This is a genomic window from Achromobacter mucicolens (assembly GCF_902859725.1).
Lineage (GTDB): Bacteria > Pseudomonadota > Gammaproteobacteria > Burkholderiales > Burkholderiaceae_B > Achromobacter > Achromobacter mucicolens.
In genome coordinates this window covers 81483-105708 of record NZ_CADIJP010000008.1, presented here as the reverse complement: position 1 = coordinate 105708, position 24226 = coordinate 81483, and the positions used below count along the sequence as shown (strand labels likewise).

Annotated in this window: 17 protein-coding genes and 4 tRNA genes; 19 read left to right on the top strand and 2 right to left on the bottom strand. The window is 63.6% G+C overall.

Features of this window, described 5'->3' with window-relative positions:
* Nucleotides 1-38: 38 nt before the first annotated feature.
* The 18 genes from HV786_RS12030 to rpoC all read left to right on the top strand — a co-directional run bounded on the left by HV786_RS12030 (nucleotide 39) and on the right by rpoC (nucleotide 19935).
* On the top strand, nucleotides 39-1040 hold the full coding sequence (locus HV786_RS12030; RefSeq protein WP_128829655.1) for a Bug family tripartite tricarboxylate transporter substrate binding protein: 1002 nt from the start codon (nucleotides 39-41) through the stop codon (nucleotides 1038-1040).
* 106 nt (nucleotides 1041-1146) lie between these two features.
* Nucleotides 1147-1953, top strand: a complete 807-nt coding sequence (gene hisN, locus HV786_RS12025) for a histidinol-phosphatase (protein WP_128829654.1) — start codon at nucleotides 1147-1149, stop codon at nucleotides 1951-1953.
* A 57-nt stretch (nucleotides 1954-2010) separates the two neighbouring features.
* Nucleotides 2011-3396, top strand: a complete 1386-nt coding sequence (locus tag HV786_RS12020) for a glutamine synthetase family protein (RefSeq protein ID WP_128829653.1) — start codon at nucleotides 2011-2013, stop codon at nucleotides 3394-3396.
* Between the two features lie 26 nt (nucleotides 3397-3422).
* Nucleotides 3423-4832 carry an aldehyde dehydrogenase family protein gene (locus HV786_RS12015; RefSeq protein ID WP_128829652.1) on the top strand — a complete coding sequence of 470 codons (1410 nt, stop codon included), beginning with the start codon at nucleotides 3423-3425 and terminating at the stop codon, nucleotides 4830-4832.
* A 25-nt stretch (nucleotides 4833-4857) separates the two neighbouring features.
* Nucleotides 4858-6021: an iron-containing alcohol dehydrogenase gene (locus HV786_RS12010; protein ID WP_128829651.1), complete on the top strand. Its 1164-nt coding sequence runs from the start codon at nucleotides 4858-4860 to the stop codon at nucleotides 6019-6021.
* Nucleotides 6022-6134: 113 nt separating this feature from the next.
* Nucleotides 6135-6221 (top strand) — tRNA-Tyr (locus HV786_RS12005).
* 147 nt (nucleotides 6222-6368) lie between these two features.
* Nucleotides 6369-6442: transfer RNA gene (locus HV786_RS12000), tRNA-Gly, on the top strand.
* A gap of 12 nt (nucleotides 6443-6454) precedes the next feature.
* A tRNA-Thr gene (locus HV786_RS11995) sits at nucleotides 6455-6529 on the top strand.
* Between the two features lie 55 nt (nucleotides 6530-6584).
* Complete coding sequence (gene tuf, locus HV786_RS11990; RefSeq protein ID WP_062839263.1) at nucleotides 6585-7775, top strand: elongation factor Tu; 1191 nt, start codon at nucleotides 6585-6587, stop codon at nucleotides 7773-7775.
* 118 nt (nucleotides 7776-7893) lie between these two features.
* Nucleotides 7894-7969 (top strand) — tRNA-Trp (locus HV786_RS11985).
* A 64-nt stretch (nucleotides 7970-8033) separates the two neighbouring features.
* On the top strand, nucleotides 8034-8414 hold the full coding sequence (gene secE / locus HV786_RS11980) for a preprotein translocase subunit SecE (protein ID WP_046806052.1): 381 nt from the start codon (nucleotides 8034-8036) through the stop codon (nucleotides 8412-8414).
* Between the two features lie 9 nt (nucleotides 8415-8423).
* Complete coding sequence (gene nusG, locus HV786_RS11975; RefSeq protein WP_006389586.1) at nucleotides 8424-8957, top strand: transcription termination/antitermination protein NusG; 534 nt, start codon at nucleotides 8424-8426, stop codon at nucleotides 8955-8957.
* 63 nt (nucleotides 8958-9020) lie between these two features.
* On the top strand, nucleotides 9021-9452 hold the full coding sequence (rplK, locus tag HV786_RS11970; protein WP_043542688.1) for a 50S ribosomal protein L11: 432 nt from the start codon (nucleotides 9021-9023) through the stop codon (nucleotides 9450-9452).
* Between the two features lie 2 nt (nucleotides 9453-9454).
* The gene (gene rplA, locus HV786_RS11965; RefSeq protein WP_056320726.1) at nucleotides 9455-10156 is read left to right on the top strand and encodes a 50S ribosomal protein L1; all 702 of its coding nucleotides are present in this window, start codon (nucleotides 9455-9457) and stop codon (nucleotides 10154-10156) included.
* A gap of 274 nt (nucleotides 10157-10430) precedes the next feature.
* Nucleotides 10431-10955: a 50S ribosomal protein L10 gene (gene rplJ / locus HV786_RS11960; RefSeq protein ID WP_056320723.1), complete on the top strand. Its 525-nt coding sequence runs from the start codon at nucleotides 10431-10433 to the stop codon at nucleotides 10953-10955.
* A gap of 81 nt (nucleotides 10956-11036) precedes the next feature.
* Nucleotides 11037-11417, top strand: a complete 381-nt coding sequence (gene rplL / locus HV786_RS11955; protein ID WP_008157777.1) for a 50S ribosomal protein L7/L12 — start codon at nucleotides 11037-11039, stop codon at nucleotides 11415-11417.
* A 161-nt stretch (nucleotides 11418-11578) separates the two neighbouring features.
* On the top strand, nucleotides 11579-15691 hold the full coding sequence (gene rpoB, locus HV786_RS11950) for a DNA-directed RNA polymerase subunit beta (protein WP_128829650.1): 4113 nt from the start codon (nucleotides 11579-11581) through the stop codon (nucleotides 15689-15691).
* The gene (gene rpoC / locus HV786_RS11945; RefSeq protein WP_056320718.1) at nucleotides 15691-19935 is read left to right on the top strand and encodes a DNA-directed RNA polymerase subunit beta'; all 4245 of its coding nucleotides are present in this window, start codon (nucleotides 15691-15693) and stop codon (nucleotides 19933-19935) included. The genes rpoB and rpoC overlap by 1 nt, the downstream gene beginning before the upstream one ends.
* A 114-nt stretch (nucleotides 19936-20049) precedes the next feature.
* On the opposite strand, the gene HV786_RS11940 is transcribed toward rpoC, so the two are convergent.
* Nucleotides 20050-20445 carry a TssQ family T6SS-associated lipoprotein gene (locus HV786_RS11940; protein WP_128829796.1) on the bottom strand — a complete coding sequence of 132 codons (396 nt, stop codon included), beginning with the start codon at nucleotides 20443-20445 and terminating at the stop codon, nucleotides 20050-20052.
* A gap of 156 nt (nucleotides 20446-20601) precedes the next feature.
* Here HV786_RS11940 and HV786_RS11935 point away from each other — a divergent pair, with 156 nt between their 5' ends.
* Nucleotides 20602-21909: a serine/threonine-protein kinase gene (locus tag HV786_RS11935; RefSeq protein WP_175210942.1), complete on the top strand. Its 1308-nt coding sequence runs from the start codon at nucleotides 20602-20604 to the stop codon at nucleotides 21907-21909.
* 9 nt (nucleotides 21910-21918) lie between these two features.
* Here the strand turns inward: HV786_RS11935 and HV786_RS11930 are convergent, their stop codons facing one another.
* A complete protein-coding gene (locus tag HV786_RS11930; protein WP_175210940.1) occupies nucleotides 21919-24222 on the bottom strand; it encodes a CHASE2 domain-containing protein in 2304 nt (767 codons plus the stop codon).
* Nucleotides 24223-24226: the final 4 nt, after the last annotated feature.

Sequence of the window (24226 nt, the reverse complement as noted above, 5' to 3'; positions counted from 1 at the left end):
GGCCGAGTATCCGGCCGCCATCTCAAGGGGAAATCCAGATGAAGCAACACGCATTGCAAGCTTGCAAGACGGCCGCGGTGGCAGCGGCAGCCCTCGCGTGGGGGTTCGCCGCCCATGCCCAGACGCCGGCGCCGCTGGCGGACTATCCGAAGCAGGCCATCACCGTCGTCTCACCGTTCCCGCCGGGCGGCGGCAACGATGGCGTCGCACGCTTGATCGCACAGGAACTGGGCACCATCACGGGTCAAAGCGTGGTTGTCGAAAACCGCTCGGGGGCGGGCGGCAATGTCGGCACGGCGCAGGTGTCCCGCGCCAAGCCTGACGGCTACACCCTCGTGATGTCGCAGACCAGCGTCATGGCCGTCAATCCGCGCCTGTACAAGAACGTGGGCTTCGATCCGCTGAAGGACTTCGTGCCCATTTCGCAGATCACCTCGGCGCCACTGGTGCTCGTCGCGCGCGCGGATGGCCCGTACAAGACGCTGGACGATTATCTTGCGGCCGCGCGCAAGCAGCCTGGGGTCATCACCTACGCGACGCCGGGCAACGGCACGATGAGCCATCTGATGGGCGCGCTGGTTTCCCAGAAGGCCAACGTCAAGCTGGTGCATGTGCCGTATCGCGGCGCGGCGCCGGCGGTCACGGACCTGCTGGGCGGCACCGTCGACATGCTGATCACCTCGCCGGCATCGGCCGAACCCATGGTGGCGGCCGGAAAACTGCAGATTCTCGCGATGAGTCACGGCGATGGCGTGGGCATCTTCAAGCGCGCGCCCACGTTGAAGCAGGCCGGTCTGGAAGGCATCACCGCGGATGACTGGTATGGCTTGTTCGCGCCTGCGGGAACGCCGCCCGAGCGCATCGCTTATCTGGCTCAGGCCGTGGAGCAGGCCATGAAGTCGCCCGCCGTGATCGCCAAGATCAACAGCGGCGGCAGCCAACCCGTAGGCAGCGCGCCCGCGGCCTTCAAGAGCCGGCTACAGCAGGACACCACGTATTGGGCCGACATGGTGAAGACGGCGGGCGTGTCGCTCGATTGAAAGGCATGTTTGCCAACGCGGGGCAAGGTGTCTAGACTGGAAACGCCTGCGTGCAGGCGTTCCGTCGGCGCACTGATCCTCCGCGCGCCCCTCCTGGAGGGCATCGATGCAGACTTCCTCGGCCTTGTCGGCGCCGCAGCTCGCGGCGTATGCCGCGTTCGCGCAGTCGCTGGCGGATCGCGCCCGGCCCCTGTCGCGCAAGTGGTTCCGGCATCCGCTTGACGTCGACAGCAAGGCCGATGACAGTCCCGTCACGCAGGCAGACAGGCAGGTCGAGGCGGCGCTGCGCGAGGCCATCGCCACGCATCATCCCGGCCACGGCATATTCGGTGAAGAATTCGGCGCCTCTCATGCCGATTCCGAATTCGTGTGGTCGCTCGACCCCATCGACGGCACCCGCGCCTTCATCTCGGGCAATCCGCTGTGGGGCACGCTGCTTGCGCTGCTGCACCGCGGCAGGCCGGTGTTGGGGGTGATCGACATTCCCATGCTCGACGAACGCTGGATCGGCGTGGCGCACGCGCCATCGCAATTGAACGGCAAGCCGTGCACGACGCGCGCATGCACCGACCTCGACAGCGCCATCCTGTATGCCACCGCGCCTGACATCTTCACGGGCGCCGAGCTGGCCGCTTTCGACCACTTGGCAGCCAAGACACGCATGCGCCGTTATGGCGGCGACTGCTACAGCTATGGGCTTCTCGCCAGCGGTCACGTCGACCTCGTCGTGGAGGCGGGGCTGCAACCCTACGATTACCTTGCCCTTGCGCCCGTGATCGAAGGCGCGGGCGGCGTCATGACGGATTGGGCAGGGCAGCCGCTCGGTCTCGCATCGAACGGCCGAGTGATCGCGGCCGCCACGCCTGCGCTGCATCGCCAGGCGATGCAGGTGGTGGGGGCGGCCATGGCCTGACCGGCGCGCCGCCCGCCCGCAGTTCCACGCAACGCTTCAGCCATAAGGTGAACGAGCATGCATGCACTAGGGGTAGCAACGGTGGAAGACGCAGAGCGGCTGGTGCAGGCCAGCCCGCTCTCGCATATCAAGATCGGCCTGTCCGATGTGGACGGCGTCATGCTGGGCAAGTACCTGAGGCGCGACAAATTCCTGGGCGCGCTGCGTTCCGGGCTCGCGTTCTGCGACGTGGTGCTGGGGTGGGACCTGGACGATCAGCTCTACGACAACACCCGGTACACCGGCTGGCACACCGCATACCCCGACGCAAAAATGCGCATCGTGCCGCAAAGCGCGCGCCGTCTCACGCTGGAACAAGGCCCCGGCGGCGAAGACATGCTGCTGTTCCTGGCGGAATTCGAGGGCGATGCCGCCGCCATCTGTCCGCGCCGCCTGCTGCACCGCGTGATCGATCGCGCGGCGGACATGGGATTCGATGCCTATGCCGCGCTGGAGTACGAATTCTTCATGTTCCGCGAGACGCCGCACTCCGTGCGCGCCAAGCACTACCGCAACATGGAGAACTGGACGCCCGGCAATTTCGGGTATTCGGTTCTGCGCAGCACGGTCGAGGGCGACTTCTATCGCAAGCTGCTCGACATGTGCGAGCGCATGGACATGCCCATCGAAGGCCTGCACACCGAGACCGGGCCGGGCGTGCTGGAGGCCGCGCTTGCCGTGGACCATGCGGCGGCGGCCGGCGACAAGGCGTTTCTGTTCAAGACGTTCGCCAAGGCGCTTGCGCAGCAGAACGGCCTGATGGCCACCTTCATGGCGAAATGGTCGCATGACCACCCGGGCCAAAGCGGCCACATTCACCTGTCTCTGCGCCACCGCAAGACGGGGCGTTCGGCCTTCTACGACGCGTCGCAGCCGCATGGCGTTGGCCACCTGCAGGCCGCCTTCATGGCGGGCGTGCAGCGATACCTGCCCGAGTTCATGGCCTTGTACGCGCAAACCATCAACAGCTATTCGCGCCTGGTGCCCGGCTATTGGGCGCCGCTGGACGCCACGTGGGGGATGGAGAACAGGACGACGGCACTGCGCCTCATCCCGGGCAGCGACAAATCGCAGCGTGTCGAGGTGCGCATCGGATCGGCCGACGCCAATCCCTATCTGGCGCTGGCCGCGGCGCTCGCCTCCGGGTTGTACGGCATCGAGCAAGGGCTGTCGCCCGAACCCATGGTGCAGGGCAATGCCTATACGCAGGAGTTTCCCGCGCATCTGCATCTGCCCACGACCTTATGGGAAGCCGCGCAGCGTCTTCGCGGCTCCGACGCCGCGCGTCGGCTGTTCGGCGACGCATTCGTCGAGCACTACGCCGCGACGCGCGAATGGGAAGAACGGCAGTTCCGGCGTCATGTGACCGACTGGGAGCTTGCGCGCTACTTCGAAATCATCTGAACCCGTCCATTGCCATCAGGGTAGCCATGACCCACGAACTCATCACCATCAGCCCCATCGACGGACGTCCGGTCGTGCGCCGTGCCTACGCCAGCGAAGCGCAGATCTCGCAGGCACTGGCCAACGCGCAGGGCGCGCAGCTGGCGTGGCATGCGCTCGGCATCCAGGCGCGGGGGCGCATCGTGGCGGCTGCCGTGGACCATGTCGTGGCGGCCAAGGACGAGATCGCGCGCGCGATCACCATTCAGATGGGCCGTCCGCTGCGCGACGCACCCGGCGAAGTCGACGGCTTCGCCGCCCGCGCGCGCCACATGATCGCAATCGCCGACGATGCCCTCGCGCCCATTGCCGCGCCCGCGCAGCCAGGCTTTACGCGCTTCATCAGCCGCGAGCCCATCGGCGTGGCGCTCACCATCGCGCCGTGGAACTATCCGCTGCTGACCGCGGTGAACAGCATCGTGCCCGCACTGATGGCGGGCAACACCGTCATTCTCAAGCATTCCGACCAGACGCCGCTGTGCGCCGAGCTCATCGATCGCGCATTCCGAGACGCGGGGGCGCCAAGAGGCGTCTTTCAGTACCTGCACGCCAGCCACGACATCACGCAACGGCTTATCCGCGCGCCGGAGATCGGCTATGTGTCCTTCACGGGCTCGGTGCGGGGAGGGCGCATCGTCGAGGAAAGCGCGGCGGGTCGCTTTATCGGCGTCGGACTTGAGCTGGGCGGCAACGATCCGGCCTATGTGCGCGAGGATGCCAACCTGGACGCCGCGGCAGAGACGCTCGTCGACGGCGCCTTCTTCAACGCCGGCCAGTCCTGTTGCGGCATTCAGCGCATCTACGTGGCGCGTGGCGTGCACGACGCGTTCGTCGAGCGCGCCGTTGCCCTGACGCAGCGTTATGTGCTGGGCAATCCGTTGCAGCCGGGCACGACGCTTGGCCCTGTCGTGCGCGCCCGCGCGGCGGCCGATATCCGGGAAGTGATCGCGCAAGCCGTCGGCGCCGGCGCCGTAAACGTGATCGATAACTCGCATTTCAAGAAAGCGAGTGAAAGCTCACTTAACGCGAGCGAAAGCTCGTGTTATGTCGCTCCCGCGTTGCTGACGCAGGTCGACCACCGCATGCGCATCATGAGCGAGGAGTGTTTCGGTCCGGTTGCCGGCATCATGCCGGTAGACAGCGACGAACAGGCCATCGCGCTGATGAACGACAGTCCGTACGGATTGACGGCTGCCGTCTTCACGCAGGACGAAGCGGCCGCCCTGCACATCGGCGGGCAGGTGCGCGCCGGCACATTCTTCATGAACCGATGCGACTACCTCGACCCGGCGCTCGCGTGGACGGGCGTCAAGCAGTCGGGCCGCGGCGTGTCCTTGTCCAAGCTCGGCTACGAACCGCTCACCCAGGCCAAATCCTTCCATTTGCGCAGCCTCTGAGCGCGGCGCCACCAGGAACCGAATCATGACCGTCCCCCACGTCAACTGGAACTATCCCACCGCCATCAAGGTGGGTCCCGGACGCATCAAGGAACTGCCCGCGTGCTGCCGTGAGCTGGGCATGTCCCGACCTTTGCTCGTGACCGATCCCGGACTGGCCGCGTTGCCCATGGTCCGCGATGCCGTGGGCATGTGCCACGATGATGGCGTCGATTGCTCGGTCTTTCACGACATCAAGGGCAATCCAACCGGGCGCAACGTTGACGACGGCGTGGCGGCGTTCAAGCGCGGTCGTCATGATGGTGTCATTGCGTTCGGCGGCGGTTCGGCGCTCGATGCGGCGAAGGCCATCGCATTGATGGCGGGGCAGAGCAGGCCACTGTGGGATTTCGAAGACATCGGCGACAACTACCTGCGCGTCAATGCCGCCGGCATGGCGCCCGTCGTGGCCGTGCCCACCACCGCAGGCACCGGCTCCGAAGTCGGGCGCGCATCCGTCATCACCGACGAGGCCGCGCACATCAAGCGCATCATCTTTCACGCCCGCATGCTGCCGTCCATCGTGATCCTGGACGCCGAGCTCACCGTGGGCCTGCCGCCCAAGATCACGGCAGCCACGGGCATGGACGCGCTGTCGCACAACCTGGAAGCCTACTGTTCGCCGTTCTTTCATCCCATGGCGGCTGGCATTGCGCTGGAGGGCATGCGCCTTATCAAGGCGTATCTGCCGCAGGCGGTTGCCGATGGCGCCGATCTGCAGGCGCGCCAGCAGATGCTGACGGCATCGTGCATGGGCGCCACCGCCTTCCAGCGTGGCCTAGGCGCCATGCACGCGCTGGCGCATCCGCTCGGCGCGCTCTATGACGCGCATCACGGCCTGCTCAACGCGATCTTGATGCCCTACGTGCTCAAGGCCAACGAAGAAGCGGTGGCGCCCCGGCTTGAAGCGCTTGCGCGTTATCTCGGGTTGCCGCGGCAAAGCCCGGGCGCGGTGCTCGACTGGGTGTTGGCGCTGCGCGAGGCCGTGGGCATCCCACATACGCTCGCCGAGATCGGCCTGGATGACGGCCAAGCCGAGCGGGTGGGGCGCATGGCCAGCCAGGATCCTTCCGCCGCCACGAACCCCGTCAATTTCTCCGCCGAAAAATATTCTCAGCTTTTTCGTGCAGCAATTCGCGGAAACCTGTAAGCTTCGCCCCCTCTGCGCGGAAACGCGGCGGAGGTGGAACTGAAATTATGAATTTTTCATCCGAATGGTTTGACAGCGGATTTGAAAGTGTTCATAATCTCAAGTTCTCCGCTGGAGGGGTGCCCGAGTGGTTAAAGGGGGCAGACTGTAAATCTGTTGGCCTTGCGCCTACGTTGGTTCGAATCCAACCTCCTCCACCAGAGACCCATACCTAAATCCAGGCGCGGTTGGCCTGGATTTGCAATGTAAGGCCCGGTGGCCTTGTGCAGCCTTCGCAAAGAAGGTGGCAAGGTTTCCCCGGCCTTCATTTCGAAGGGTTGGGATGAGAGAAGGTGAAAGGGTTTGCCGCGGGTGTAGCTCAATGGTAGAGCAGAAGCCTTCCAAGCTTACGACGAGGGTTCGATTCCCTTCACCCGCTCCAAGATTTTTAAATGCCCATGTGGCTCAGTGGTAGAGCACTCCCTTGGTAAGGGAGAGGTCGCGCGTTCGATCCGCGCCATGGGCACCACAAATTCCAAATTCTTTTCTTCAGTCAGAAGCGCAATCCAGGTCAGGAGTCAGCCATGGCAAAAGGCAAGTTTGAACGTACCAAGCCGCACGTGAACGTGGGTACGATTGGTCACGTTGACCACGGCAAAACGACGTTGACGGCGGCGATCACGACCGTTCTGTCGACCAAGTTCGGCGGCGAAGCCAAGGGCTACGACCAGATCGATGCAGCTCCTGAAGAAAAGGCACGCGGCATTACCATCAACACGGCACACGTCGAGTACGAAACGGAAACGCGTCACTACGCGCACGTTGACTGCCCGGGCCACGCCGACTACGTCAAGAACATGATCACGGGCGCTGCCCAGATGGACGGCGCGATCCTGGTCGTGTCGGCCGCTGACGGTCCCATGCCGCAAACGCGCGAGCACATCCTGCTGAGCCGCCAGGTTGGCGTGCCGTACATCATCGTCTTCCTGAACAAGGCTGACATGGTTGACGACGCCGAGCTGCTCGAGCTGGTGGAAATGGAAGTTCGCGAACTGCTGTCCAAGTACGACTTCCCGGGCGACGACACCCCGATCGTCAAGGGTTCGGCCAAGCTGGCGCTGGAAGGCGACAAGGGCGAACTGGGCGAACAGGCCATCCTGGCGCTGGCTGCTGCGCTGGATTCGTACATCCCGACGCCTGAGCGTGCCATCGACGGCGCGTTCCTGATGCCGGTTGAAGACGTGTTCTCGATCTCGGGTCGCGGCACCGTGGTGACCGGCCGTATCGAACGCGGCATCATCAAGGTCGGCGAAGAAATCGAAATCGTCGGTATCGTTCCGACGGTCAAGACGACCTGCACGGGCGTGGAAATGTTCCGCAAGCTGCTGGACCAAGGTCAAGCTGGCGACAACGTGGGCATCCTGCTGCGCGGCACCAAGCGTGAAGACGTCCAGCGCGGCCAAGTGCTGGCCAAGCCGGGCTCGATCACCCCGCACACGGACTTCACGTCCGAGGTGTACATCCTGTCCAAGGAAGAAGGCGGCCGCCACACCCCGTTCTTCAACGGCTATCGTCCCCAGTTCTACTTCCGCACGACGGACGTGACGGGCACGATCGACCTGCCGGCCGACAAGGAAATGGTTCTGCCGGGCGACAACGTGACGATGACCGTCAAGCTGCTGGCCCCGATCGCCATGGAAGAAGGTCTGCGTTTCGCCATCCGTGAAGGCGGTCGTACCGTCGGCGCCGGCGTCGTCGCCAAGATCCTGAAGTAAGCAATACCCGGATGGGTAGGGTGGGCATTCATGCCCCTCTATCCATCTTTGCTGTAAAAGTAGTACTATGTATGGTTCCGCGAGCCGATGCAGGGCGGAACAAGATTTTGATGTGTTTAGGGGCATAGCTCAATTGGCAGAGCGTCGGTCTCCAAAACCGAAGGTTGTAGGTTCGATTCCTACTGCCCCTGCCACCGCCAGGATAAACCCGCGGGAGATCATCGCGAGTTACGCATTCACGGCGGCTCGCGTCGCAATATGTCTAATACCAGCGTAGAAACCGTAACCAGTACCGCCGACCGGGTCAAGCTCGGGCTGGCGGTTCTCGTCGTTATTGCTGGCATCGTCGGGTTCTCCGTGCTTAGCGCGCAGCCGATGCCCGCTCGGATCGGTGTGTTCGTCGGCGGCCTCGTGATCGCAGCCGCGATCGCCTGGTTCAGCGAACCCGGTCGCCGTACCCTGAGCTTTGCCAGCGAGTCCTACAACGAAGTCAAGCGTGTCGCATGGCCCACTCGCAAGGAAACGACCCAGATGACGGGTATCGTTTTTGCCTTCGTGGCGGTCATGGGCATTTTCATGTGGGTGCTCGACAAGGGCATCGAATGGATTCTCTACGGCCTGCTGCTGGGCTGGAAATAAGGACGGCAAATGAGTAAGCGTTGGTATGTCGTCCATGTGTACTCCGGCATGGAAAAAAGCGTACACAAGGCCCTGAATGAGCGCATCGAGCGCGCGGGCCTGCAAACGTCTTTTGGCCGCATCCTCGTGCCCTCCGAAGAAGTCGTCGAGGTCAAGGGTGGCCAGAAGTCGATCACCGAGCGCCGCATTTTCCCCGGTTATGTCCTGGTTGAAATGGACCTGACCGACGAAACGTGGCACCTGGTCAAGAACACCAACCGAGTCACCGGCTTTTTGGGTGGCTCGGGCAATCGTCCGACCCCGATTTCCGAAAAGGAAGTCGAAAAGATCCTCTCCCAGATGGAAGAGGGCGTCGAGAAACCCCGCCCCAAGATCCTGTTCGAGGTGGGCGAGATGGTTCGGGTCAAGGAAGGTCCGTTTGCGGACTTCAACGGCAACGTCGAAGAAGTCAACTACGAAAAGAGCAAGGTGCGTGTGTCCGTCACCATTTTTGGTCGCGCCACGCCCGTCGAGCTCGATTTCAGCCAGGTCGAAAAGACCTGAATATAACCCCCGGGGAGCCCTGTCCTTATCGGCCAGGGCGATATCACCCGCAAGGAGCAAAGCATGGCGAAGAAGATCGTCGGCTTTATCAAGCTGCAAGTACCGGCTGGTAAGGCTAACCCCTCCCCCCCGATTGGCCCGGCCCTGGGTCAGCGTGGCCTGAACATCATGGAATTCTGCAAGGCGTTCAACGCCAAGACCCAAGGCATGGAGCCTGGTCTGCCGATTCCGGTGGTGATCACCGCTTTCGCCGACAAGAGCTTCACCTTCATCATGAAGACCCCGCCCGCGACGGTCCTCATCAAGAAGGCCGCCGGCGTGCAAAAGGGTTCGGCCAAGCCGCATACCGACAAGGTCGGCACGCTGACCCGCGCGCAAGCTGAAGAAATCGCCAAGGCCAAGGGTCCCGACCTGACCGCCGCCGATCTGGAAGCCGCAGTGCGCACGATCGCTGGCAGCGCCCGCAGCATGGGCATCACGGTTGAGGGGATCTAATCATGGCAAAGTTGTCCAAGCGCGCCGCCGCTATTGCACAAAAGATCGACCGCACCAAGCTGTACCCGGTCGCTGAAGCCCTGACCCTGGTCAAGGAAACCGCCGTCGCCAAGTTCAATGAATCCATTGACGTGGCCGTGCAGCTCGGCATCGACCCGAAGAAGTCGGACCAACTGGTCCGTGGCTCGGTCGTTCTGCCCGCCGGCACCGGCAAGTCGGTCCGCGTCGCCGTGTTCGCCCAAGGCGACAAGGCTGAAGCCGCCAAGGCCGCTGGCGCCGACATCGTTGGTCTGGACGACCTGGCCGACAGCATCAAGGCCGGTCAAATGGACTTTGACGTTGTCATCGCCTCGCCCGACACGATGCGTGTCGTCGGCGCCCTGGGTCAGATCCTGGGCCCGCGCGGCCTGATGCCGAACCCGAAGGTCGGCACCGTGACCCCCGACGTCGCAACCGCTGTGAAGAACGCCAAGGCCGGTCAGGTTCAGTACCGTACCGACAAGGCCGGCATCATCCACGCAACGATCGGCCGCGCGTCGTTCGGCGTGGAACAGCTGCAAACCAACCTGGCCGCTCTGGTCGACGCCCTGCAAAAGGCTCGTCCCGCAGCTGCCAAGGGCATTTACCTGCGTAAGCTCGCCGTTTCGTCCACGATGGGCGGCGGAGCGCGTGTGGAAATTGCCTCGCTGTCGGCTTCCAACTAAGCCAACAGCAGTAAACGTACTTTGGGCTGCATCCGGACCCCTCCGGATGTTGCTGTCAAAGACCGCTGGAGCAGGGCAGTGGAAGGGATTGTTCCTTCCGCAAGGAAAGCAGCATCGCCGCTGCCCCGCTTAATCCCGGAGCTCACCTAGTCCGGATCCAGCGTAGACGGCGTCCCCAGGAAGAATTCTTTACCCGAAGAACTCGTCCAGGCGCCGCATTCGGTTGACGCGCAAGGCTCCGGCCCCAGGCGTCTTTTGATGGAGTGTTCAAACCGTGAGTCTCAATCGTCAAGAGAAAGCGGTGGTAATCGAGGAAGTCTCGGCGGAAGTCGCCAAGGCCCAATCGATTGTTATCGCTGAGTACCGTGGTCTGGACGTCGCCTCTGTCACCGTACTGCGCAAAACTGCGCGTGAATCGGGCGTGTATCTGCGTGTTCTGAAGAACTCGCTGGCCCGTCGTGCTGTTGCTGGCACGGCTTTCGAGCCGTTGGCTGAGCAACTGACCGGTCCGCTGATCTATGGCATCAGCACTGATCCGGTAGCGGCGGCCAAGGTCATTGCTGGTTTCGCGAAGAGCAACGATAAGCTGGTCATCAAGGCGGGCGCTCTGCCCAACAACTTGCTGAACCAAGAAGGCGTGAAGGCCCTGGCCACCATGCCCTCGCGCGAAGAGTTGCTGTCGAAACTGCTTGGCACCATGCAAGCCCCCATCGCGCAATTCGTGCGTACGCTCAACGAAGTTCCGACCAAGTTCGCCCGTGGCCTCGCTGCCGTGCGCGACCAGAAGGCAGCGGCCTAATCGCCCTGTTGTCCGGAATTCGCTGAACGACGAAGCGACACCCAAACCCTGGCATTACCAAAATATTTGGAGTTCTGAAAAATGGCACTTAACAAAGCTGAAATCCTTGACGCCATCGCTGGCATGACCGTGCTCGAGCTGTCCGAGCTGATCAAGGAAATGGAAGAGAAGTTCGGCGTGTCGGCTGCTGCCGCTGCCGTCGCTGTTGCTGCTCCCGCCGCTGGTGGCGCTGCTGCCGCTGCTGAAGAGCAAACCGAGTTCACCGTCGTCCTGCAAGAAGCCGGCGCGAACAAGGTCAGCGTCATCAAGGCCGTGCGCGAGCTGACCGGTCTGGGTCTGAAGGAAGCCAAGGACCTGGTCGACGGCGCTCCGAAGCCCGTCAAGGAAGCTGTGGCCAAGGCTGACGCCGAAGCCGCCAAGAAGAAGCTGGAAGAAGCTGGCGCCAAGGTCGAAGTCAAGTAAGACCTGCGTCAACTGCCCGGGGACAGCACAGTTTGCAGTCCCCGGGCTTTTGCGTTTCCAGGAAACCCCTACTGGGGGTATGCCCATTCAGTGGGGTTTCCTGGAGTCGTATCACCTGGGGCCGTGGTTGACGGCCCATGCAACCTCGAGTCGGAGTGCTCATGCCTTACTCGTACACCGAAAAAAAGCGCATCCGCAAAAGCTTCGCCAAGCGTGAAGACGTTCAAAACGTTCCTTTCCTTTTGGCGACACAGCTTCAATCCTACCTAACTTTCCTGCAGGCGGATACCGCCCCGTCCGAACGCGTAGCCGACGGTTTGCAGGCGGCGTTTACGTCGATTTTCCCGATCGTTAGTCACAACGGTATGGCGCGCTTGGAGTTCGTGAGCTATGTGCTCGGCGAACCGGTGTTCGATGTCAAGGAATGTCAGCAACGTGGCCTGACCTATGCCTCGCCCCTGCGAGCCAAGGTCCGCCTGGTGCTGCTTGACCGCGAAGTCAGCAAGCCCACCGTGAAGGAAGTGAAGGAACAGGAAGTCTACATGGGCGAAATTCCGCTCATGACGGGCACGGGTTCCTTCGTCATCAACGGCACGGAGCGTGTCATCGTTTCGCAGCTGCACCGCTCGCCTGGCGTGTTCTTCGAACACGACCGCGGCAAGACGCACAGCTCCGGCAAGCTCCTGTTCTCGGCCCGCGTGATTCCTTACCGCGGCTCGTGGCTGGACTTCGAATTCGACCCGAAGGACGTCCTGTTCTTCCGCGTCGACCGCCGCCGCAAGATGCCTGTCACGATCCTGTGCAAGGCCATCGGCATGACGCCGGAAACCATCCTGGCCAACTTCTTCGACTTCGACAACTTCGAACTTAAGAGCGAAGGCGCGATGATGGAGTTCGTGCCTGAGCGTTGGAAGGGCGAAATGGCCCGTTTCGACATCGCCGACCGTTCGGGCAAGGTGATCGTCGAGAAGGACAAGCGCATCAACGCCAAGCACCTGCGTGACCTGGCTGCCGGCGGCATCCAGCGCATCTCCGTGCCGGAAGATTTCCTGTACGGCCGCGTGCTGGCCAAGAACATCGTTGACGAAGATACCGGCGAAGTCATCGCCAACGCCAACGACGAGATCACGGAAAGCGTGCTCGGCGCCCTGCGCGCCGCCAACGTGCACGAGTTCCAGGCGCTCTACACGAACGACCTGGACCGCGGTCCGTACATCTCGCAAACGCTGCGCACCGATGAAACCGCCGACCAGATGGCCGCGCGCGTTGCCATCTACCGCATGATGCGTCCTGGCGAGCCGCCCACCGAAGAAGCGGTGGAAGCGCTGTTCCAGCGTCTGTTCTACAGCGAAGAGACGTACGACCTGTCGCGCGTCGGCCGCATGAAGGTCAACAGCCGTCTGGGCCGTGGTGAGGACATCACCGGCCCGATGACGCTGACCAACGAAGACATCCTTGAAACCATCAAGGTGCTGGTTGAGCTGCGTAACGGCCGTGGCCAGATCGATGACATCGATCACTTGGGCAATCGCCGCGTGCGTTGCGTGGGCGAACTGGCCGAAAACCAGTTCCGCGCCGGTCTCGTGCGCGTCGAGCGCGCCGTCAAGGAACGTCTGGGCCAGGCCGAGACCGAAAACCTGATGCCGCACGACCTGATCAACTCCAAGCCGATCTCGGCTGCCATCAAGGAGTTCTTCGGTTCGAGCCAGCTCTCGCAGTTCATGGACCAGACCAACCCGCTGTCGGAAATCACGCACAAGCGTCGTGTTTCCGCACTGGGCCCGGGCGGTCTGACCCGCGAGCGCGCCGGCTTTGAAGTCCGCGACGTGCACCCGACCCACTACGGCCGTGTCTGCCCGATCGAAACGCCGGAAGGCCCGAACATCGGTCTGATCAACTCCATGGCGCTGTACGCTCGCTTGAACGAGTACGGCTTCCTGGAAACGCCTTACCGCAAGATCATCGACGGCCGCGTCAGCGAGCAGATCGATTACCTGTCGGCCATCGAAGAAAGCCACTACGTCATCGCGCAGGCCAACGCCGCGCTCGACGAAGAAGGCCGTTTCGTGGACGACCTGGTCGCCTGCCGTGAAGCTGGCGAAACGATGCTGACCGCCCCGGCCAACGTGCACTACATGGACGTTGCCCCGTCGCAGATCGTGTCGGTCGCTGCCTCGCTGATTCCGTTCCTGGAACACGATGACGCGAACCGCGCACTGATGGGCGCCAACATGCAACGTCAGGCCGTGCCTTGCCTGCGTCCGGAAAAGCCGGTCGTGGGTACGGGTATCGAGCGCACCGTGGCCGTTGACTCGGGCACCACCGTGCAGGCGCTGCGTGGCGGTCTGGTCGACCACGTCGACGCCGAGCGCGTCGTGATTCGCGTGAACGACGAAGAGAACGTCGCTGGCGAAGTGGGCGTCGACATCTACAACCTGATCAAGTACACGCGTTCCAACCAGAACACGAACATCAACCAGCGTCCGATCGTCAAGCGTGGCGACCGCGTTGCCAAGGGCGACGTGCTGGCTGACGGCGCATCGACCGACCTGGGCGAACTCGCCCTGGGTCAGAACATGCTGATCGCGTTCATGCCCTGGAACGGCTACAACTTCGAAGACTCGATCCTGATCTCCGAAAAGGTCGTGGCGGATGACCGCTACACCTCGGTGCACATCGAGGAACTGACCGTTGTCGCTCGCGATACGAAGCTCGGACCGGAAGAAATCACCCGCGACATCAGCAACCTGGCTGAAACGCAGTTGAACCGTCTGGACGATTCCGGCATCACCTACATCGGCGCCGAAGTCAGCGCCGACGACGTGCTGGTCGGCAAGGTCACGCCCAAGGGCGAAACCCAGCTGACGCCGGAAGAAAAGCTGCTGCGCGCCATCTTCGGTGAAAAGGCGTCCGACGTTAAGGACACCTCGCTGCGCGTGCCCTCGGGCATGACCGGCACCGTGATCGACGTGCAAGTGTTCACGCGTGAAGGCATCGTGCGCGACAAGCGCGCCCAGTCCATCATCGACGATGAACTGCGCCGCTATCGCCAGGACCTGAACGACCAGCTGCGCATCGTTGAAAACGACCAGTTCGATCGTATCGAAAAGATGCTGATCAACAAGACCGTCAACGGCGGCCCGCGCAAGCTGGCCAAGGGCGCGACGATCACCAAGGCCTACCTGGCCGATCTGGATCGCTGGCAGTGGTTCGACATCCGTCTGGCCGACGAGCCGCACGCCGTCGTGCTGGAACAGGCCAAGGAATCGCTCGAGCAAAAGCGTCACCAGTTCGATCTGGCCTTCGAAGAGAAGCGCAAGAAGCTGACGCAGGGCGACGAGCTGCCCCCGGGCGTGCTGAAGATGATCAAGGTCTACCTGGCCGTGAAGCGTCGTCTGCAACCTGGCGACAAGATGGCAGGCCGTCACGGCAACAAGGGTGTGGTTTCGCGCATCACCCCGGTGGAAGACATGCCCCACATGGCTGACGGCACGCCGGCCGACATCGTTCTGAACCCGCTGGGCGTGCCCTCGCGGATGAACGTCGGCCAGGTGCTGGAAGTTCACTTGGGCTGGGCTGCCAAGGGTGTTGGCCATCGCATCGCCGACATGCTGCGTGACGAGCGCACGGCGCAGGTCAAGAACGTCCGCGCCTACCTGGACAAGGTCTACAACACGACCGGCACCGGCGCGCGCATCGACGAGCTGACCGATGACGAAGTCATGGAAATGGCCCAGAACCTCAAGAACGGCGTGCCGTTCGCGACGCCCGTCTTCGACGGCGCGACCGAAGAGGAAATCACCAAGATGCTGGAACTGGCCTATCCGGACGACGTCGCCGAACGCATGGCGCTGACGCCTTCGCGCACGCAGGCATGGCTGTTCGACGGCCGCACGGGCGAGCAGTTCGAACGCCCCGTGACGGTCGGCTACATGCACTACCTGAAGCTGCACCACTTGGTCGACGACAAGATGCACGCCCGTTCCACCGGCCCGTACTCGCTGGTCACGCAGCAGCCGCTGGGCGGCAAGGCGCAGTTCGGCGGCCAGCGTTTCGGGGAAATGGAAGTGTGGGCGCTGGAAGCATACGGCGCCGCCTACACCCTGCAGGAAATGCTGACGGTGAAGTCGGACGACATCAACGGTCGTACCAAGGTTTACGAGAACATCGTCAAGGGCGACCACGTGATCGATGCCGGCATGCCGGAATCGTTCAACGTTCTGGTCAAGGAAATCCGCTCGTTGGCCCTGGACATGGATTTGGAGCGTAACTAATGAAAGCGCTACTCGACCTCTTTAAGCAAGTCTCGCAAGACGAGCAGTTCGATGCCATCAAGATCGGCATCGCCTCGCCCGAGAAGATCCGTTCGTGGTCCTACGGCGAAGTTCGCAAGCCCGAGACCATCAACTACCGCACGTTCAAGCCTGAGCGTGACGGTCTGTTCTGCTCCAAGATCTTTGGCCCGATCAAGGACTACGAGTGCCTGTGCGGCAAGTACAAGCGCCTGAAGCACCGTGGCGTGATCTGCGAAAAGTGCGGCGTTGAAGTCACCGTCGCCAAGGTTCGCCGTGAACGCATGGGCCACATCGAGCTGGCCAGCCCCGTCGCGCACATCTGGTTCCTGAAGAGCCTGCCGTCGCGTCTGGGCATGGTGCTCGACATGACCCTGCGCGACATCGAACGCGTGCTGTACTTCGAAGCCTGGTGCGTGATCGAACCCGGCATGACGCCGCTCAAGCGCGGCCAGATCATGTCGGACGACGATTTCCTGGCCAAGACCGAGGAATACGGCGACGACTTCCGTGCCCTGATGGGCGCCGAAGCCGTGCGTGAACTGCTGCGCACCATCGACATCGACCGCGAAGTGGAAACGCTGCGCGGCGAGCTGAAGGCCACCAGCTCGGAAGCCAAGATCAAGAAGATCTCCAAGCGCCTGAAGGTGCTGGAAGGCTTCCAGAAGTCCGGCATCAAGGCCGAGTGGATGGTCATGGAAGTGCTGCCCGTGCTGCCGCCGGACCTGCGTCCGCTGGTGCCGCTGGACGGCGGCCGCTTCGCGACCTCCGACCTGAACGACCTGTACCGCCGCGTCATCAACCGCAACAACCGCCTGAAGCGCCTCCTGGAGCTCAAGGCGCCTGAGATCATCCTGCGCAACGAAAAGCGCATGCTGCAGGAAGCTGTCGACTCGCTGCTGGACAACGGCCGCCGTGGCAAGGCCATGACGGGCGCCAACAAGCGCCAGCTGAAGTCGCTGGCCGACATGATCAAGGGCAAGAGCGGTCGTTTCCGTCAGAACCTGCTGGGCAAGCGCGTCGACTATTCGGGCCGTTCGGTCATCGTGGTGGGTCCGCAGCTCAAGCTGCATCAATGCGGCCTGCCCAAGCTGATGGCCCTGGAACTGTTCAAGCCGTTCATCTTCAATCGTCTGGAGATGATGGGCTTGGCCACGACCATCAAGGCTGCCAAGAAACTGGTCGAAAGCCAGGAACCGGTGGTCTGGGACATCCTGGAAGAGGTCATCCGCGAACACCCGGTCATGCTGAACCGTGCGCCGACGCTGCACCGTCTGGGCATCCAGGCGTTCGAGCCGGTGCTGATCGAAGGCAAGGCGATCCAGCTGCACCCGCTGGTTTGCGCGGCGTTCAACGCCGACTTCGACGGTGACCAGATGGCTGTTCACGTGCCGCTGTCGCTGGAAGCCCAGCTGGAAGCGCGTACGCTGATGCTGGCCTCGAACAACGTGCTGTTCCCCGCCAACGGCGAACCGTCGATCGTGCCGTCGCAGGACATCGTGCTGGGTCTGTACTACACGACCCGCGAGCGCATCAACGGCCGTGGCGAAGGCATCTTCTTCATGGACGTCGCTGAAGTCCAGCGCGCCTACGACAACAACGAAGTCGAGCTGCAAAGCCGCATCACCGTGCGCCTGAAGGAACACGAGCGCGACGAGAACGGCGAATGGCAACCGGTCATCCGCCGTCACGAGACGACGGTCGGCCGTGCGCTGCTGTCCGAGATCCTGCCCAAGGGCCTGCCCTTCACCGTTCTGAACAAGGCGCTGAAGAAGAAGGAAATCTCGCGTCTGATCAACCAGTCGTTCCGCCGCTGCGGCCTGCGCGACACGGTGATCTTCGCCGACAAGCTGATGCAGTCGGGCTTCCGCCTGGCCACGCGCGGCGGTATCTCGATCGCCATGGGCGACATGCTGATCCCGACCGCCAAGGAAGGCATCCTGGCCGAAGCCAGCCGCGAAGTGAAGGAAATCGACAAGCAGTACTCGTCGGGTCTGGTCACGTCCCAAGAGCGCTACAACAACGTTGTGGACATCTGGGGCAAGGCTGGCGACAAGGTCGGCAAGGCGATGATGGAACAGCTGGCCACCGAGCCCGTGACCAACCGTCACGGCGAGGAAGTGCGCCAGGAATCGTTCAACTCCATCTACATGATGGCTGACTCGGGCGCCCGCGGTTCGGCCGCCCAGATCCGCCAGCTGGCCGGCATGCGCGGCCTGATGGCCAAGCCGGACGGCTCGATTATCGAAACGCCCATTACCGCGAACTTCCGTGAAGGCCTGAACGTACTCCAGTACTTCATTTCCACTCACGGTGCGCGTAAGGGTCTGGCCGACACGGCACTGAAGACCGCGAACTCGGGTTACCTGACCCGCCGTCTGGTCGACGTGACGCAGGATCTGGTCATTACGGAAGACGACTGCGGCACTTCGCAGGGCTACAACATGAAGGCCCTGGTCGAAGGCGGTGAAGTCATCGAACCGTTGCGCGACCGTATCCTGGGCCGCGTGGCTGCCGTGGACATCGTCAATCCGGACACGCAGGAAACGGCCATCGTCGCCGGCACCCTGCTGGACGAAGACCTGGTCGACACCATCGACCGCATCGGCGTGGACGAAGTCAAGGTCCGCACGCCGCTGACCTGCGAAACGCGTCATGGTCTGTGCGCGCATTGCTATGGCCGTGACCTGGGCCGCGGTTCGTCCGTCAACCAGGGCGAGGCTGTCGGCGTCATCGCGGCGCAGTCCATCGGTGAACCGGGCACGCAGCTCACGATGCGTACGTTCCACATCGGTGGCGCGGCGTCGCGTTCGGCTCTGGCCAGCGCGGTGGAAACGAAGTCGACCGGTACGGTCGGCTTTGCCAGCACGATGCGTTACGTCACGAACGCCAAGGGCGAACGTGTCGCGATCTCGCGCTCGGGCGAACTGGCGATCTTCGACGACAACGGCCGCGAACGCGAACGCCACAAGATCCCGTACGGCGCGACCGTGCTGGTGGGCGATGGCGAGGCCGTGAAGGCCGGCGCGCGTCTGGCGACGTGGGATCCGCTGACCCGTCCGATCGTGTCGGAATACGGCGGCGCCGTCCGCTTCGAGAACATCGAAGAAGGCGTGACCGTTGCCAAGCAGGTGGACGAAGTCACCGGCCTGTCGACGCTCGTCGTCATCACGCCCAAGACCCGTGGCGGCAAGATCGTCATGCGTCCGCAGATCAAGCTGGTCAACGAGAACGGCGAAGACGTCAAGATCGCCGGCACCGATCACTCGGTGAACATCTCGTTCCCGGTGGGCGCCCTGATCACGGTGCGCGACGGCCAGCAGGTTGCCGTGGGTGAAGTTCTGGCGCGTATTCCGCAAGAATCGCAAAAGACCCGCGACATTACCGGCGGTCTGCCGCGTGTGGCCGAACTGTTCGAAGCCCGTTCGCCGAAGGACGCCGGCATGCTCGCTGACGTCACCGGTACGGTGTCGTTCGGTAAGGACACCAAGGGCAAGCAGCGTCTGGTCATCACCGACCTGGAAGGCGTGAGCCACGAGTTCCTGATTCCGAAGGAAAAGCAGGTTCTGGTGCACGACGGCCAGGTGGTGAACAAGGGCGAAATGATCGTGGACGGCCCGGCCGATCCCCACGACATCCTGCGCCTGCAAGGCATCGAGAAGCTGGCGACGTACATCGTCGACGAAGTGCAGGACGTTTACCGTCTGCAGGGCGTGAAGATCAACGACAAGCACATCGAAGTGATTGTTCGTCAGATGCTGCGCCGTGTGAACATCGTCGATGCGGGCGATACCGAGTTCATCCCGGGCGAGCAGGTCGAGCGCTCCGAGCTGCTCAACGAGAACGACCGCGTCACGGCTGCCGACCTGCGTCCGGCCACGTACGACAACGTGCTGCTGGGTATCACGAAGGCCTCGCTGTCGACCGACTCGTTCATCTCGGCCGCCTCGTTCCAGGAAACCACCCGGGTCCTGACCGAAGCTGCCATCATGGGCAAGCGCGACGACCTGCGCGGCTTGAAGGAAAACGTCATCGTCGGCCGCCTCATCCCGGCGGGTACCGGCCTGGCTTACCACCACGCACGCCGCGACAAGGAATTGCTGGAGGCCGCGGAACGCGAAGCCGCCCGCCAGCAGGCCAACCCGTTCGAGGACGCGCCGGTCACGGTGGGCTCGGACGCCGAGACGCCTGCTTCCGACGTGGGTACCGAGGATTCCGCCGAATAAGCGGAAGTCTCCGGCAGGCTTGCCGCGCGAGGTTCGCGGGCAAGCCTGAAAATCAAAAGGCCGCTGATGAGAATCAGCGGCCTTTTTACTTGCGAAAGAAAGGGTGCGGCAGGACTATTTGGCCGCCTGGGCGCGGGCGCGCTGGAAGGCCGGTCCCCATACGGGGTGGCCAGCTTCGTTGGGCGCTAGTTCGAAGGCCGGATCCAGAAACAGGATGCGCGCGAAGCTGTCCTCGCAGAGCTGCGTATATCGCGTGACGCAGTAGCTGAAAGCCTGAAGCTTGTAGGCCTCGATGCGTACCGCTTTGGATGAGGTGGCCAGGGTGTCGGAACGGGCGACGCCGCGGATGACTTCTCCGTAGCGCCCGGCGCTGTACTGGTCGCGCACCTGCTGCAGTTCGGCCAGGGCTTCGGCCGTTGGAGGGCTCTCGGGTTGCAATTTGGAGATGCCCGTGCAACCGGCCAACAGGGCCGATACGCCAAGCAGACTGCTCAGGATGCGAATTTTCATGGCTTCCAAAGATGTAGGATGGTGACGCGGTACGCTATCGTGCCACAGCCTGATGCGCTCGGACATTTTCGGCAATGTCCTGCCGTTGCGGATTGGATAATATTCCGCCTAAATAGCCCCTGAACCTGTTATTGGCGCATCTGCGCAGCTTCGATGATGTCTACACCCGCCGGCTTGTTGACGCCGCGTGGCCCCTTTTCAGGCGCTGCGCCGTTGGCGCTTCGCCCATTGAGCGCCATTGCCGCCAGCGCGGCGGGCGGGGTGCCGGAATCGCGCATCAAGCGGCTCCTGTCCGATCTTCTGCCTTCGCTTATCGCATTGCATGCGCAAGGGGAAATCTGCGGCGACATCTCGCTCGAAACCGTGGGCATGGATGAAGGGGCGCGGGCGCATCTGCTGCCCGAGCTGGTGGTGGCGCGCTCGCGCCGGGCCAGCAGGACGCCGGCAGCCGGCTTTGCGCCGTTCGAGCTGTACACGGATTCCGTGGAATGGCCGCGCGGACCATGGACCGACATCTATTCCTTGTGCGCCGTGGCGTACGCGCTTGTGATCGGCAGCCGGCCCCCGCCGGCGCCCGAGCGCCGCGCCCACGACGAATACGAAGCGCTGGCGGACATGGGACTGCCCAAGTACGGACAGGATTTCCTGCGGGTCATCGATGCCGGCCTGGCGATGGACACCAAGGCTCGCCCGCAGTCGTTGGCGGAGCTGGCCAGCCTGCTTGGCGTCGCCGCCTACGACGAACCGGCCGAGCCGGAAGACGAATCGGTCGAGACGGCCAAGCCCCCGCCTGTGGCCGGTTTCGCGCAACGGCGCGAGCCCGCCCGCCGGCGCGGTCCGCTGCTGTTCTGGCTGCTGATCCTCGCGCTGATCGGCGCGGGCATCTATGCGTGGTTCCATTGGGGCAAGGGCAGTCCCAATGCGCTGATTACCCGCTCGGAAGTCGTACAGCCCAATCCGCCCGTCGTGCATCCCTTGCCGCAGCCTGCCGCGACAGTGCCCGCGCCCACGCCTACATCCACGCCTAAACCCGCGCCGGCGGCATCGCAAGCGCCCGCCGACCTGCCGCCCTTGACGGCCGGCGCCGCCGCTGGGGGCCAAGCAACCGCGACTGGCCCGGCCGCCGGGCAGGGTTCGCCGTCTGCGCGCACGCAGGCGGATTCGCCAAGTGCCGCCGAGCCGCCGCCCGCGCCCACGGCGCAGGAAACCGCGCCGGCAGCTTCGGTTGCCGAAGAGGCGCCCAAGCCCAAACCGGTGCCGGTTACCGTGCGGGTGGACATCCGCCCCTGGGGCGAAGTCTGGATCAACGGCGTGGCGAGGGGAATCAGTCCGCCCGTGAAGGAGCTCAAGCTGATTCCGGGCAAGTATCAGGTGGTCGTGCGCAACGCAGACCTGCCGCCCTTTCGTATGACGCTCGAGGTCAGACCGGGCAAGCCCGCGGTCATCTCGCACACCTTCCAATAGGATCGCGACCTACGCCTTTGGCAGGTGCAGGATGAATTCGGAGCCTGCGCCGAGCTCGCTCTGCACTTCGATTCGCCCGCCGTGCCGTCCGGCCACGGTATGCACGAATGCCAGTCCCAGCCCCGCCCCGCCAACGTCGTCGCGATTGTCGGCGCCGACACGGGCAAAGGGCTCGAACAGCCGGGCCACGTCCTGCGCCGCGATGCCCTGGCCCTGGTCCTTGATGCGCACGCACCAGAAGCCGTGTTGCTCATCGATGCTGCAATCGACACGCGTGCCGCTCGCGCTGTATTTGATGGCGTTGTCGACCAGATTGCACAGCGCGCGCATCAGCAGCGTCTGCTCGCCGCGCGTGTAGGCGACCGGTAGCGGCGTGCTGGCTTCCAATGCGATGCCGCGCTTGTTGGCGGACGGCCAGAGATCGTCGACGGCGTCCTGCAGCAACCCGCCCAGATCCAGTTCGATGGTGCTGATCGGCATCGATTCGGCGCGGGTCAGATGCACGAAGTCGTCGACCAGCATGAGCGTGCGGTTGGCCAGCAGCGCAATGCGCGAAAGCGTGTCGGGCGGAACTTCCTGTTGCCCGCCTTCCTGCGCCAGTTCCACCAATGCGAGGATCGAGCTTTGCGGCGAGCGCATGTCATGCGAGATGAAGCGCAACGTCTCTTCGCGCTGCCGCTCGGCCTGACGGATATTGGAAATGTCGGTCAGCGTGGCCACCGTGCCCGCGAACTGGCCCTCGGCCGTGTGGATGGGGGCGCATTTCAGGATCAGGTCGCGGCCTGCCCGGTCGCGCACTTCGAGGTCGGCGCTCCAGGGGGAAGCCGAATCGGCTGGCGGACGGCCGCTCAGCGCGTCGGCCACGCGCGCCCGCGCAGCGTCGTCGGCAAAGGTGTGTTCAAGCAGATGCGCCGCCGGCCGGCCGATGCGCGGCGGACGAATGCCCAGTTGCTGGAAGAACATGATGGCGGCCTGGTTGCGAAATCGCACGCGGCCTTCCTGGTCGAACACCAGCGTCGCATCGGGCATGCCGTCGAGCCCGTCAGCCAGGAACCGCCGCAGGTTGCGCACCCGCGCCAGTGCGCGCCGAAGTTCGCCGACCCGGCTCTCCAGCGAGGCGCTGGGATTGGCAAGCTGCACGCGGGCTTCATTCAGGATCGGCGGGTACTCGCGCTGCAAACGCTGCAACTCCGTGTCCATATAGCGCAGCGCGGCTTCCTGGTTACGCCAGCTCCAGAGCGGATAGCACAGCGCCACGCCCGCCAGTGCCGCAGTGGGCGCGAACCACAGATAGGCGTGGGCCAGCAACAGCCACGCTGCCGCGGGGATCACGGCAAGCAACCCAAGGGTGACGAGCAGCGCCTTCTTGGGCGCCAGGCGCCACAAGGCCAGGCAGGCCAGCAACACCGGCAACGCCGCGAACAGCGCGCTCCACGCAGCCGGCGGCCGCTGGAATGCGATGTCGTCGCGCGCGGCCTGCAGGACGTTGGCGACGATCTCCACGCCCGATATGCCGTTGGCGTCGTGCGACACCGGCGTCGGGTAATCGTCGCCCAGGCCGGTGGCCCAAGCACCCACGAGCACATACTTGCCGCGCAGATCTTCCGGCCGCAAGTCGCCGCGCAGCACGGAAAGGTACGACACCGTCCGCACATGGCCTGGAGGACCCGCATACGGAATCAGGATGCGGCCGTCGGCATCGGCGCGCTTGAGCAGACGTTGCGCCTCGTCGGCTTGGCCGCCAACTTCCAGCATCGAGATGGCCAGGTGGTTGCGGCGATCTCCGGCAAACTGCGCGGTGAGAGCGGCTTCGCGCACGACGCCATCCGAGTCGATGACCGCATTGATGAAGCCTGTGGAAGCGGACGTTTGCGCCAGTTCCGCAATGGGCAATCCGATGGCCGTCGGGTTCTTCAGGCGGTCCAGCACCACCGGCAGCACGGTATGCCCATTGCGACGGATGCTGTCTGCAAGGATTGCATCGTCGTCGGCATTGATCTTGTCGGGTTCGGCAAAGATGAGATCCAATCCCACGGCGCGCGCGCCGGTCAGCCGGTCGAGCAGGGCGGCGTGGATGGCGCGCCGCCACGGCCAGCGGCCCAGCGCGTCGATGCTGGCGTCGTCGATCGCCACGATCAGGATATCCGGGTCGGCGGGCCTGCCCGTCAGCATGACCGCGCGGTCATAGAAGACCTGGTCCAGACGGCCCAGGCCGTTGAACGCGCCAAGAAACGCCGCCAACGCTGCCAGCGCCAATGTCAGCCACAGGCCGGACCGCCAGGACCGGTCGAGCGAGTCGGCGGCGTCGGGCATGGCG

Bases quoted from the DNA above. Each gene is read 5' to 3' on its own strand.
- hisN (WP_128829654.1), top strand. From the start codon at position 1,147: ATGCAGACTTCCTCGGCCTTGTCGGCGCCGCAGCTCGCGGCGTATGCC.
- nusG (WP_006389586.1), top strand. From the start codon at position 8,424: ATGAGTAAGCGTTGGTATGTCGTCCATGTGTACTCCGGCATGGAAAAA.
- rpoB (WP_128829650.1), top strand. From the start codon at position 11,579: ATGCCTTACTCGTACACCGAAAAAAAGCGCATCCGCAAAAGCTTCGCC.
- rplK (WP_043542688.1), top strand. From the start codon at position 9,021: ATGGCGAAGAAGATCGTCGGCTTTATCAAGCTGCAAGTACCGGCTGGT.
- rpoC (WP_056320718.1), top strand. From the start codon at position 15,691: ATGAAAGCGCTACTCGACCTCTTTAAGCAAGTCTCGCAAGACGAGCAG.
- HV786_RS12010 (WP_128829651.1), top strand. From the start codon at position 4,858: ATGACCGTCCCCCACGTCAACTGGAACTATCCCACCGCCATCAAGGTG.
- rplA (WP_056320726.1), top strand. From the start codon at position 9,455: ATGGCAAAGTTGTCCAAGCGCGCCGCCGCTATTGCACAAAAGATCGAC.
- HV786_RS12020 (WP_128829653.1), top strand. From the start codon at position 2,011: ATGCATGCACTAGGGGTAGCAACGGTGGAAGACGCAGAGCGGCTGGTG.
- HV786_RS11940 (WP_128829796.1), bottom strand. From the start codon at position 20,445: ATGAAAATTCGCATCCTGAGCAGTCTGCTTGGCGTATCGGCCCTGTTG.
- HV786_RS12015 (WP_128829652.1), top strand. From the start codon at position 3,423: ATGACCCACGAACTCATCACCATCAGCCCCATCGACGGACGTCCGGTC.
- HV786_RS11930 (WP_175210940.1), bottom strand. From the start codon at position 24,222: ATGCCCGACGCCGCCGACTCGCTCGACCGGTCCTGGCGGTCCGGCCTG.
- HV786_RS11935 (WP_175210942.1), top strand. From the start codon at position 20,602: ATGTCTACACCCGCCGGCTTGTTGACGCCGCGTGGCCCCTTTTCAGGC.
- HV786_RS12030 (WP_128829655.1), top strand. From the start codon at position 39: ATGAAGCAACACGCATTGCAAGCTTGCAAGACGGCCGCGGTGGCAGCG.
- secE (WP_046806052.1), top strand. From the start codon at position 8,034: ATGTCTAATACCAGCGTAGAAACCGTAACCAGTACCGCCGACCGGGTC.
- rplL (WP_008157777.1), top strand. From the start codon at position 11,037: ATGGCACTTAACAAAGCTGAAATCCTTGACGCCATCGCTGGCATGACC.
- tuf (WP_062839263.1), top strand. From the start codon at position 6,585: ATGGCAAAAGGCAAGTTTGAACGTACCAAGCCGCACGTGAACGTGGGT.